The following is an 11,790-nucleotide window of genomic DNA, read 5'->3' as shown; positions in this document are numbered from 1 at the left end:
GCTTATTGTGCTCGCTCCTTCTCGTACCAGATGGTGAGCTTGTCGATCGCGGTGTCGGCCATCTCTTCGTCGAGCGCGAGGTAGTGTTTGAGGATCTCGTTGGCGGTCTTGAAACTGTAGCCGGTGATGGCGCAGATCTCGGGGATGGTGGCGCCGGCGCGGGCAAGCCAGGTCACGGCCGTGTCGCGAAAATCCTGATTGGTGATCGTCATCAAGCTCGGCATCGGCGCGACCGTGGGATTGTCCAGCGCGTCCGGCAGGCTGGCGGCTGCCGCTTTGCGGACGTCCAGCAGCTAATGGGAATAGAAACCGGCATTAAACGGCGCCTTGCCGTGCTCGTTGAAGACGATGAAATCGGACTTGATGCCCTTGGCGGCGCCGCGGATCCCCCGGCGCGGCAAGATGGCGATCGGCAAATGGTAGGTCGTGCGACTTTCATGCGATCTTTTCAAAAGTCGCGCGTCGCAAAATTAGTCGTAAATTTCAGAGGATTGCCAAAAGATCAGGGAACTCACGATCATGATGGTGCCCCCGCCAGGGTTCGAACCCGGGACCCCCTGATTACAAATCAGGTGCTCTACCAACTGAGCTACAAGGGCACATCGGCATGCCAAGTAGCAGATTTTGATTTCCTGTAAAGAGAAAATCGGCCGCCTTCTTCATGATCCCGCGCACAAGAGCGGGTTGGGGATTCACCAGTCTTTACAAAACGTCTTGTCGCATAGGGGGAATATCATTACCTAGTACGATCATTAAAAGGACATTGCATGTCGCGTAGTTTTCAATCTGTTTGTTTTCTCGCCTCGCCTGCGCCGGAAGCACTGGAGGCACAGGAAGAGCTGATTCGCCTCTACGGCCAGACGCCGCAGCAGGAGGCGGATATCGTTGTGGCGCTCGGCGGCGACGGCTTCATGCTGCAGACGCTGCACAAGACGATGAATTCCGGCAAGCGTGTCTATGGCATGAATCGCGGCTCCATCGGCTTCCTGATGAACGACTACCGCACGGATTGCCTGGCGGAGCGCATTGATGCAGCTGTCGAAAATGCTTTTCATCCGCTGCAGATGAGCACCCGTAACGAGGATGGCAGCACCTCGATCGCGCTTGCCATCAACGAGGTGTCGTTGTTTCGCCAATCCTATCAGGCGGCAAAGCTCAAGGTCGAGATCGACGGGCATGTGCGCCTGCCGGAACTGATCTGCGACGGCTTGATGGTGACGACGCCTGCCGGCTCGACAGCCTACAATCTTTCGGCGCACGGCCCGATTCTTCCGCTGGAAGCGCCGCTGCTTGCCATGACCCCCGTCAGCGCCTTCCGCCCCCGCCGCTGGCGTGGCGCCCTCTTGCCGAACAAGGTGTCGATCGACATCACCGTGCTGGAGCCGGAAAAAAGACCGGTTAACGCCGTTGCCGACAATGCGGAGGTCAAGTCGGTACTGAGCGTGCGAATCGCCCAGACCGAGGACACGACCGCGCGCATCCTCTCCGATCCGGATCGCTCATGGTCCGAGCGGATACTGGCCGAACAGTTTTCGGACTGAAGCTCATCGGATGCCGGCATGAAAAAAGCCCCGTTTCCGGGGCTTTTTATTGATCGAACAAGTCCTGATCTTAATCCACGTCGTCCACGGCCGCATCGGCCGCACCGCTGATGCGGTGGGCGAGTGCTGCTTCCATGAACTCGTTGAGATCGCCGTCGAGCACGTCGTCCGGAGCGGTGCTGGTAACGCCAGTACGCAGGTCCTTGACGAGCTGGTAGGGCTGCAGGACGTAGGAGCGGATCTGGTGGCCCCAGCCGATATCGGTCTTTGACGCAGCTTCGGCGCTGGCCGCCTCTTCCCGCTTCATCAATTCCGCCTCGTACATACGGGCGCGCAGCATGTCCCACGCCTTGGCGCGGTTCTTGTGCTGCGAGCGTTCCTGCTGGCACTGCACGACGATGCCGGTCGGGATGTGCGTGATACGCACGGCCGAGTCGGTCGTGTTGACGTGCTGGCCGCCGGCGCCGGACGAACGGTAGGTATCGATGCGGCAATCGCCTTCATTGATATCGATCTGGATCGAGTCGTCGACGACCGGATAGATCCAGATCGACGAGAAGGACGTGTGACGACGCGCATTGCTGTCATAGGGCGAGATGCGGACCAGGCGGTGAACGCCCGATTCGGTCTTCAGCCAACCATAGGCATTGTGGCCCTTGACCAGAAGCGTTGCCGACTTGATGCCGGCTTCTTCGCCGTCATGGACTTCGAGCAGCTCCACCTTGAAACGTTGGCGTTCGGCCCAGCGGGTGTACATGCGCAGCAGCATGTTCGCCCAGTCCTGGCTCTCGGTGCCGCCGGCGCCCGAATGGACTTCGACATAGGTATCGTTGGAATCGGCTTCGCCCGAGAGCATAGCCTCTACCTGCCGGCGCGCAGCTTCCGCCTTCAGGCTCTTGAGAGCCTCTTCGGCCTCGCGGACGACGTCATCATCGCCCTCTTCCTCGCCAAGCTCGATCAGTTCGATATTGTCGTTAAGCTGCGCTTCGAGGGCGCGTACGCCGCTGATGCCATCATCGAGATGCTGGCGCTCGCGCATCAGTTTCTGCGCTTCGGCAGCATCGTTCCAGAGGGTTGGATCCTCTGATTTGTTGTTCAACCAGTCCAGTCGTCTTACCGCCTGGTCCCAGTCAAAGATGCCTCCTCAGCAGGCTTATGGCCTGCTTGGTTTCGTCGACTATTTTCTCGATTTCCGCTCGCATAATCCTGCTTCTTTATTCGGCGGTTCGATGTGAACCGTTGTTCAATTCAAAGAATGCTGGTGACATAGATATACATGCCGCGAGTGTAAAGCCCCGCGGCATGATGATCGGACAAATAGGATGGGATCAGAAGAGGCCGCCCGATCCGGAGGTAACAGCCTGGTTCGCCTGCGGCGACGTCCTCAGAATTTCCTCCGGCGCAACCTGCGCAGCATCGCCGCCGCCGATGACCGTCAAGCTCGTGGCCGGCCCGGTGCCGGGCTTGAAGGCTTCCATGATGGCGCTCGGATCGCCTGGTTCTGCCGCCATGCCGGTCGCGCGATTGACCGCCATCATTGTCATGCCAGCCGGAACCTGGAATTTCTCCGGCGCCTCATCTTTCGTGGCAGCCTGCATGAATTCGTTGAAGATCGGCGCGGCGAGAGCGCCGCCCGTGCCACCCCTGCCCAGCGTGGCCGGAGTATCGTAGCCGATGTAGAGGCCGGCAACGAGACTCGGCGTGAAGCCGACGAACCAGGAATCCTTTTCATCATTGGTCGTGCCAGTCTTGCCGGCGACATCGGTGTTGAGCTTGATCTTGCCAGCCGCCGTGCCGCGAATGACGACGCCCTGCATCATCGACGTGACCTGATAGGCGGTCATCGGATCGAGCACCTGCTCGCGATTGTCGGCGATCACGGGTTCGTCCTGATTCTGCCAGCCGCTGACATTGCAGCTGTCGCAGACGCGCTCTTCATGTTTGAAGATGGTCTTGCCGTAGCGGTCCTGAATGCGGTCGATCAGTGTCGGCTTGATCTGCTTGCCGCCATTGGCAATGACCGAATAGGCCGAAACCATACGCAGCACTGTCGTTTCGCCGGCGCCCAGCGACATGGCGAGCACCGGATTCATATGGTCGTAGATCCCGAAGCGTTCGGCATACTCGGCAACCAGCGGCATGCCCATGTCGGCGGCGAGACGAACCGTCATCAGGTTACGGGAATGTTCGATGGCGAAGCGCAGCGTGTGAACGCCTCCGCCCTCGCCTTCATAGTTCGTAGGCTTCCAGACATCGCCATTGCTGAGCGTGATCTGCAGCGGATCATCGAGAATGACCGAGGCCGGCGTATAGCCGTTGTCCATCGCCGCTGCGTAGACGAAGGGCTTGAACGACGAACCCGGCTGGCGCTTTGCCTGGGTTGCGCGGTTGAACTCGGATTGCGCGTAAGAGAAGCCGCCGACCATGGCGAGCACGCGGCCCGTATGCGGATCCATGACAACCAGGCCACCCTGCACCTTCGGCGGCTGACGCAAGCGATAGGTGCTGGAATCGGCACCACCGGTTTTCTGCACGAAAATCACATCGCCCGGGTTCAGCACGCCGCTGGGTGATTTCACTGCCTTGCCGCCGGCCGAGCGGAAAGCCCAGCGCATGTCGGCAGCGGCGATCGTGCCACGCGTGCGATCCGTCGAAACCTTGCCGCCAGCATCGACGCTCGGCTGCAAGCCGATGTCAACGGCCTGATCGGACACGGAGAGCACGACGGCGACCTGCCATTCGGGAACGTCGCTCAAGGTCGGGACCTTGGCGAGCTCAACGCCCCAATCCTGCGACGTCGTGATCTGCTTGATCGGGCCGCGATAGCCGCGGCGCTCGTCATAATCGACGAGACCATCCTGCAAAGCCTTGCGCGCTTCGAGCTGCATCTGCGGATCGAGCGAGGTGCGAACCGAGAGACCGCCTTCATAAAGGGTCTTTTCGCCATATTGGTCGATCAATTGCCGACGTACTTCTTCGGCAAAATAGTCCGAGGCAAACAGCGACGGACCGCTCTTTGGCGGTACGACGCCGAGCGGCTGCTTCTTGGCCTCCTCGCCATCGCTCTGGCTGACATAACCATTCTCCACCATGCGGTCGATCACCCAATTGCGGCGGGTGATCGCTGCCTCGGGACGGCGGAACGGATTATAGTTGGAAGGACCCTTGGGAAGCGACGCGAGATAGGCCGTTTCGGCGATGGTCAGCTCGTTGACGGACTTATCGAAATAGGTGAGCGAAGCGCCGGCGATGCCATAGGAATTGAGACCGAAGTAGATCTCGTTGAGGTAGAGCTCGAGGATCTTGTCCTTGCTATAGGCCTGCTCGATGCGGAACGAGAGAATCGCTTCCTTGATCTTGCGGTCGAAGGTCTGGTCAGCGGATAGCAGGAAATTCTTGGCGACCTGCTGCGTGATCGTCGACGCTCCGACGAAGCGGCGGCCGGAGCCGATGTTCTGCAGGTTCACCACAACGGCGCGTGCCAGGCCGCCGACGTCGACGCCGGGATGATTATAGAAATTCTTGTCTTCAGCGGAGAGGAAGGCGGCCTTGACGCGGTCAGGAATGGCCTGGATCGGAATAAACAGCCGATTTTCCCGCGAATATTCCTTCATCAGCGCGCCGTTACCGGCATGAATGCGGGTGGTCACCGGCGGCGCATATTTCGCAAGCACTTCGTAGTCGGGAAGTTCCTTGGAAACGACGCTCAGATAGATAGCCGCAGCCGCAGCCGCACCCAGAAACAGGAGGCAGCCCAGCCCAAAGAAATATCCAATCAGTCTGACCATGTGATACTACCGGTGCTTGTTCTTCATGCGGCACGTCTGCGAGATCATCGCATAACCAGGGGCGTTTTGCACGCTCACGGTGTTAATGCAAGACGGCAATGAGACAAAGCCGTGCGTCGTTCGTGAGCAGATAATACTTCGCTGTAAAGGCGGGAATGTGAGCAAAATAGGGCTTGCCTCCGGTATTCCCAGTTTCATTAGGTGCTAATAATAGCAGCTGTTACATGGAAGCCACGCACGACCGGATCCATGACGCGGTTAGCCACCATTCGCGATGATCGACACGCGATATTGCTTCACGGCTTCCGTCAGCCGATCGGCTACCCTTTGCCGCCAGTCGAGATCAAGCAGCAATTTCTCGTCGTCCTTATTGGAGAGAAACCCCAGTTCAAGCAGAATGGACGGAACATCCGGCGCCTGCAGCACGCGGAAGCCCGCGTGGCGATGCGGATTGTTGATCATCGAGACCTGTCCATTGAAGGACGACAGCACATCCTGAGCCAGTGAAATGGAGAAGGCCTGCGTCTCCCGCCGGGTCAAGTCCATCAGGATGTCGGTAACGGCGGCCGGCTGAGCCTGTGTGTCAGCGGCGGCGATCTGATCGGAATTGTTTTCGCGGTCGGCCACTTCGCCGGCGAGCCTGTCCGAAGCCTTGTCGGAGATCGTATAAACAGTCGCGCCGCGAATATCCTTCTGCTTGAGCGTGTCGGCATGAAGGGAAATGAAAAGCGAGGCGTGATTCTGGCGGGCGATGGTCACTCGTTCCGACAGCGACAGATACTGATCCTTGTCGCGTACCAGAAACGCCTTGATCCCGGGCTGGGCATTCAGCTTGTCGGCGAACATCTTTGCAAAGGCGAGCGTGATGTCCTTTTCCTGCGTGACGCCATCGCTGCCGGTCGCGCCGGCGTCGATGCCGCCGTGACCGGCATCGACAGCCACAAGGAAGGTATTCGGATCGGCCTTTTCAGCCGGTTCGACCGGGCCGACATCCTTTGCGGTATCATCGCTCGTCCAGCTCTGCTTTTTCACGAGTTCGGCGAATTGCTCGGCGGGCAGCATTTCGGCATCGAGCACGAGGCGGCTCCCCTTGCCGCTTTCGTTGGCCTGCACCTTGGCCATGACCAGCTTCACGGGCTTTTTCGCCGTCAGAACGATTCGGGCGCTGTCTGCGTCCATCGTGCCGTAACGAATGTCCTTGAAGAGACCGGTAGCCTTCAGATCCGCAGCCGGAAAACCGAAGGCAGTCGCCGGGAGATCGACGACGACGCGAACCGGATTGTCGAGATAATGAACCGAGAAGGTCGGCTCGCGATCCATATCGATCACGATGCGCGTGCGGGCATCGTCGCCTGCGATACGTGCACCGTACGCCAGCAAGGAATCGGCCGTCGCATTCGCCGCCGCGAACGGCAAAAGCGCTGCAAGCATCATGAGGGCGAAAGTCGCCACCGCAAGTCGCAAAGCCCTCACGCCAGTCTCCGCCGCATGCCGCAATCCCTTTAACACGTGTCCAACGCGCCCCATATTGGTTTCGACGTTGTTTTTGAAGTCCCAATAATGGGAACCAGGTCTGACGTGATGGCCGCCGCCTGGCGATGCGCCGGGAGAAGAATCGGAAGACGCCCTCCCTCATTCTCCTCATCCGACGAATCCATCAATATTATGGCATACTTGGCTTTTCCCTTGCTATTGTGACAGATAAAACATACAACGCATATTAGGGTAGAAGTGTTGACGGGATAGAGTCGCCGCAAAGGCAGCCGCCTCGAGTACTAGGCGCCATAAGCGGCAGTCATCCGCCGTCTACAAGAGCTTCTGCTCCAACAGTGGATATCTGAATTTTCGGCCTCAGGTGGGAAATTCATCGGTGGAGAGCCACCAAACGCTCTTTAGAGAGCAAATTCATCGGACCCGGTTGGGTCTAAGGCATAGTTGATCTCGCTTGGTTACGGATGTTACCGCAGCAGCTTTTTCAGGAAGTGAACAGACCCCAGGGAAGTAATGCCCCGGCTGCCGTCTGGATGCTGTCATCGCCGCACAACCAATCGCGACTTTCATTATCCGGTGCAGCAACGGCGGATCGCGTCCGGCTTGTCCCAGCGACAGGCAGGCCCCCATCCGGTTGCCCGCGCCGAGGAGCACAGCTTTCATGGCAGACAAAATGCTTATCGATGCGTCTCACGAGGAAGAGACGCGCGTCGTTGTCGTTCGCGGGAACCGCATAGAAGAATTTGACTTCGAGTCGCAGCACAAGAAGCAGATACGCGGCAACATCTATCTCGCAAAAGTAACGAGGGTCGAGCCCTCGCTTCAGGCCGCATTCGTTGATTACGGCGGCAATCGGCATGGCTTCCTCGCCTTCGCCGAAATTCACCCTGATTATTACCAGATCCCCCTCGCCGACCGGCAAGCGCTGCTGAGGGCGGAAGCAGAGGAACATCGCCGCGACGACGATGTCGAGCATGTGGAAACGGCGCTCGACCTCTCCCAGCAGGAGCAGCCGGATGTCGGCATCCTTGCGAAGGACGGCGACGACGACGCTGCGCCTGCCGCGATCGCCGAAGAAGCCCCTGCCGCCGAAGCAATCGCTACCCCTGAGGGAGAGGCTCCGGCAAAGAAGGCCAGGCCTCGCCGCAGCCGCAAGAAGCCGGTCGCGACCGCTCCGTCCGACGAGGCAACGGCCGCCGTCGACGCGCCGAGCGAAGAAGAGGAAGGCCCGTCCGGCGAAATGGCCGCGATGGTCGAAACTGATTCGATCTCCGAAAATGTCGACCTTTCCAAGCGCCGCAACGACGATGACGACGATGATGATCACGACCACGAAGAGGAAGTGATCGAATCCGTCGGCGCCGAAGACGCGATGGAAGAGGTTCCGGACCGCGTGCAGCGCAAGCCGCGCAAGCAGTACCGTATTCAGGAAGTCATTAAGCGCCGGCAGATCCTGCTGGTGCAGGTTGCCAAGGAAGAACGCGGCAACAAGGGCGCGGCGCTGACCACCTATCTCTCGCTCGCAGGCCGTTATTCGGTTCTGATGCCGAACACGGCACGCGGCGGCGGCATCTCCCGCAAGATCACCAATCCGCAGGACCGCAAGCGTCTCAAGGAAATCGCGAAGCTACTCGAAGTGCCGTTGGGCATGGGTGTCATCCTGCGTACCGCCGGTGCCAACCGCACCAAGGTCGAGGTCAAGCGCGACTTCGAATATCTGATGCGCCTGTGGGAAAACGTCCGCACGCTGACGCTCGCTTCGACCGCCCCCTGCCTCGTCTATGAAGAAGGCAGCCTGATCAAGCGCTCGATCCGCGACCTCTACAACAAGGATATCAGCGAAGTCATCGTCTCCGGCGAGGAAGGCTATCGTGAAGCGAAAGACTTCATGAAGATGCTGATGCCGAGCCACGCCAAGGTGGTTCAGCCCTATCGCGACATCCATCCGATCTTCTCGCGCTCTGGCATCGAGGCGCAGCTCGACCGCATGCTGCAGCCGCAGGTCACGCTGAAGTCCGGCGGCTACCTGATCATGAACCAGACGGAAGCTCTGGTTTCGATCGACGTCAACTCCGGCCGCTCGACCCGCGAACATTCGATCGAGGACACTGCGCTTCAGACGAACCTCGAGGCCGCCGATGAAGTCGCCCGTCAGCTTCGTCTGCGCGACCTTGCCGGCCTGATCGTCATCGACTTCATCGACATGGAAGAAAAGCGCAACAATCGCGCCGTCGAGAAGAAGCTGAAGGAATGCCTGAAGAACGACCGCGCCCGCATCCAGGTCGGCCGCATCTCGCATTTCGGCCTGCTGGAAATGTCGCGCCAGCGCATCCGCGCATCGGTTCTCGAAAGCACCACGCAGATCTGCTCGCATTGCGGCGGCACCGGCCATGTGCGCTCGCAGTCCTCCGTCGCGCTGCATGTCCTGCGCGGCATCGAGGAATACCTGCTCAAGAACACGACGCACGACATCATCGTGCGGACGACGCCGGACATTGCGCTTTACCTGCTCAATCACAAGCGCCAGACAATCACCGATTACGAAAGCCGCTTCGGCGTTTCGATCGTCATCGGCGCCGATAATGCCGTGGGCACACAGCACTTCGCGATTGACCGCGGTGAGCCGGTGGCCAATCCGGTGAAGATCGAGAGCCTTTTCAACTTCGCCGCCATTCCGGAGGATGATGACGACGATATCGTCATCGAGGCCGATGAGGATGAAGACGAGGAGCTGGAAGAAAAGGCTGCAAGCGTCGAGCAGCAGCCCGCCGCCCGCTCTTCCGAAAACAATGACGGCAACCGCAAGCGCAAGCGTCGTCGCCGTCGTCGCGGCCGTAGCGGCGATGCCCAGACAGCCTCCGAATCATCCGCCGACACCTCTACGGAAGATGGCGATGAGGACGGGGATGAAGGCGACGAAGACGACAACGGCGGCGACACCGAAATCTCCGCCGTATCCGGCAGCGACGATGCGCAGCAGAAGCGCAAGCGCCGCCGCCGCGGCAAGCGTGGCGGTCGCCGCAATCGCGATGGCGAGGGCAATGAATTGGCTGCCGGCGACGAGGCCGGTTCCGACGAAGGCGCTGATAATGAGGATGACGGCGAAAGCGATGTCGCTGTGACCGTTGCCGAAATCGTCGTTGCCGAAGGCGAAGCAGCCGTCGAAGGCCAGCCCGCCATGGCTGCCGTCGAGACGGCGTCCGTCGTCACCGAAGACGTGAAGCCCGCCAAGAGCCGCAGCCGTCGCAAGCCGAAGGCGGAAGCATCGCCGGTCGAAGCACCGGTCGCCGAAGCGGCACCTGCAACTGATACCGAAGCCGAGACGGTCGCCGAAATTGCCGCTGATCTCGACAGCCCCGTAGAACCAGAACCGGTAGCTGCGGCGGAACCCGAAACAGCCGTGGCCAAGCCGGCACGCGCCAATCGCGAGTCGAACGTCTCGTCCTCCGAGCCGGTGGTCAAATCCACCCGCACCAACGAGGGCAGCGACGGTGACGGCGATCCGACCAAGCCGAAGAAGGCTGGTTGGTGGCAGCGCCGCGGTTTCTTCTGAGCACTGCTGTTTGGAATGAATTGATCAAAAAAAACCGGCCGTGGTGACACGGCCGTTTTTTTGTTTTGAGGAGCGGAAAGAGTGCCGCAAACGGAGCATTCGTTTCCCGAACCCACCCTCGCTCTTCGACAAGCTCAGGGTGAGGTGCGTCGAAGGGCGAGCGGCCCAAATGGCGCTGCTCCTGCTCCTCACGGCTTGATTCAAGGACTTCCTAAAGTACCTTCAAAATCCATCATAAGCCACTGATATCAGATTCTATTTCAGCCAGGCCGCGATGCGTTCCACCGCCTCCTCGATCTCTGCATTGGAGCCGGCGTAGGAGATCCGCATCGCGCGATGCCCGTCGGCCGGGTCGAAATCGAGACCGGGCGTGGCCGCGACGTTGATTTCGGCGAGCATCTTGGGGGCGAAGATCATGCTGTCATTGGTGAAGCGGCTGACATCGACGTAGGCGTAGAAAGCGCCATCCATCGGAGAAGCGATACGGAAGCCGATTTCGGGCAGCCGCCGCATCAGGAAATCGCGGTTGCGCCCATAGCTTTCGCGATAGACATCGAGTTCGGCGCCTGCGCCAAGCGCTGCCTCGGCGGCGATCTGGGACAGTTCCGGCGCGGAGATATATAGGCTCTGGGCAACACGCTCGATGGGGCGCACCAACCGCTCCGGCAAGACCATCCAGCCGATGCGCCAGCCGGTCATGCAGTAATATTTCGAGAAGGAATTGATGACGATCGCTTCGTCAGTCAGTTCCAGCGCACTCGTCTCTTCGCCGACGAAGGTGAGACCGTGATAGATCTCGTCGGAAATGAAGGCGATGGAACGATCAGCGCAATAATCGGCGAGCGCCTTCAGCGCCGCCCTGCCCGTGACAGTGCCTGTGGGATTGGCGGGGCTTGCAAGCAGCACGCCCTTCAACCGCTTGCCGCTCACCGCCTGTGCCGTCTCCAGGCTTTCCGGCGTCAGCGTGAACTGCGTCTCCTCGGTCACCGGCACCTCGATGACATCGAGCCCCAATGCCGCGAGGATATTGCGATAGGCGGGATAGCCAGGGCGAGCGATGGCGACGCTGTCGCCGGCATCGAACAAGGTCAGGAAGGCAAGATTGAAGCCGGCCGACGAGCCGGTGGTGATGGCGATGCGCTTCGGATCGACCGACAAGCCGTGACGGGCCTGGTAGTGCGCGGAGAGCGCCTGGCGCAGCGCCAGCGTCCCGAGTGCGTCCGTATAGCCGATGCGGCCGTGGCCGAGGGCTGCACGCGCCGCCTCAAGTGCCGCCTGGGGCGCCGGATGGGACGGCTGGCCGACGGCCATCGAGATGACCGGATGCCCGGCCTGACGCCGAAGCGTCGCCTCGGCCAGTACATCCATGGCGTGGAAGGGTTCGACATCGCTGCGCTTGGATAGGGAAAACAAGATC

At 60.1% G+C, this 11,790-nt stretch carries 8 protein-coding genes and 1 tRNA gene; 2 read left to right on the top strand and 7 right to left on the bottom strand.

Annotated features, from left to right (window positions below; all coding sequences use genetic code 11):
• Nucleotides 1-2: 2 nt before the first annotated feature.
• The 3 genes from JTP94_RS31120 to JTP94_RS31110 all read right to left on the bottom strand — a co-directional run bounded on the left by JTP94_RS31120 (nucleotide 3) and on the right by JTP94_RS31110 (nucleotide 599).
• Nucleotides 3-212 carry a hypothetical protein gene (locus JTP94_RS31120; protein ID WP_204854242.1) on the bottom strand — a complete coding sequence of 70 codons (210 nt, stop codon included), beginning with the start codon at nucleotides 210-212 and terminating at the stop codon, nucleotides 3-5.
• Between the two features lie 81 nt (nucleotides 213-293).
• Entirely contained in the window at nucleotides 294-452 is a 159-nt protein-coding gene (locus JTP94_RS31115) for a hypothetical protein (protein WP_204854241.1), read from the bottom strand.
• A 71-nt stretch (nucleotides 453-523) separates the two neighbouring features.
• A tRNA-Thr gene (locus JTP94_RS31110) sits at nucleotides 524-599 on the bottom strand.
• A 168-nt stretch (nucleotides 600-767) separates the two neighbouring features.
• On the opposite strand from JTP94_RS31110, the gene JTP94_RS31105 reads away from it, so the two are divergent.
• Entirely contained in the window at nucleotides 768-1,541 is a 774-nt protein-coding gene (locus JTP94_RS31105) for an NAD kinase (RefSeq protein WP_034507412.1), read from the top strand.
• 70 nt (nucleotides 1,542-1,611) lie between these two features.
• Here the strand turns inward: JTP94_RS31105 and prfB are convergent.
• From prfB to JTP94_RS31090, 3 genes are all read right to left on the bottom strand, one after another.
• Nucleotides 1,612-2,743 (bottom strand): peptide chain release factor 2 gene (gene prfB / locus JTP94_RS31100; protein ID WP_204854240.1). Its coding sequence is split into 2 segments (ribosomal slippage): nucleotides 1,612-2,673 and nucleotides 2,675-2,743, totalling 1,131 coding nucleotides; the frame shifts between segments, so codons are not numbered across the junction.
• A 126-nt stretch (nucleotides 2,744-2,869) separates the two neighbouring features.
• A complete protein-coding gene (locus JTP94_RS31095) occupies nucleotides 2,870-5,329 on the bottom strand; it encodes a penicillin-binding protein 1A (RefSeq protein ID WP_204854239.1) in 2,460 nt (819 codons plus the stop codon).
• Between the two features lie 258 nt (nucleotides 5,330-5,587).
• The gene (locus JTP94_RS31090) at nucleotides 5,588-6,838 is read right to left on the bottom strand and encodes an N-acetylmuramoyl-L-alanine amidase (RefSeq protein WP_409456645.1); all 1,251 of its coding nucleotides are present in this window, start codon (nucleotides 6,836-6,838) and stop codon (nucleotides 5,588-5,590) included.
• A gap of 643 nt (nucleotides 6,839-7,481) precedes the next feature.
• Between JTP94_RS31090 and JTP94_RS31085 the strand changes: the two genes are divergently transcribed.
• Nucleotides 7,482-10,373 (top strand): ribonuclease E/G, encoded by a 2,892-nt coding sequence (locus JTP94_RS31085; protein ID WP_204854238.1) that lies wholly within the window; start codon nucleotides 7,482-7,484, stop codon nucleotides 10,371-10,373.
• A gap of 255 nt (nucleotides 10,374-10,628) precedes the next feature.
• Here the strand turns inward: JTP94_RS31085 and JTP94_RS31080 are convergent, their stop codons facing one another.
• Nucleotides 10,629-11,786, bottom strand: coding sequence for a pyridoxal phosphate-dependent aminotransferase (locus JTP94_RS31080; protein ID WP_204854237.1), 1,158 nt, complete (start codon nucleotides 11,784-11,786; stop codon nucleotides 10,629-10,631).
• Nucleotides 11,787-11,790: the final 4 nt, after the last annotated feature.

This window comes from Martinezella lusitana (assembly GCF_016901135.1).
Lineage (GTDB): Bacteria > Pseudomonadota > Alphaproteobacteria > Rhizobiales > Rhizobiaceae > Rhizobium > Rhizobium lusitanum_D.
Note: the sequence above shows the minus strand (reverse complement) of the source record. Positions and strands in the feature narration are given on the sequence as shown.

Excerpts from the sequence above, each read along its gene's own strand:
- JTP94_RS31120 (WP_204854242.1), bottom strand. The coding sequence starts at position 212 with ATGACGATCACCAATCAGGATTTTCGCGACACGGCCGTGACCTGGCTT.
- JTP94_RS31105 (WP_034507412.1), top strand. The coding sequence starts at position 768 with ATGTCGCGTAGTTTTCAATCTGTTTGTTTTCTCGCCTCGCCTGCGCCG.
- JTP94_RS31095 (WP_204854239.1), bottom strand. The coding sequence starts at position 5,329 with ATGGTCAGACTGATTGGATATTTCTTTGGGCTGGGCTGCCTCCTGTTT.
- JTP94_RS31085 (WP_204854238.1), top strand. The coding sequence starts at position 7,482 with ATGGCAGACAAAATGCTTATCGATGCGTCTCACGAGGAAGAGACGCGC.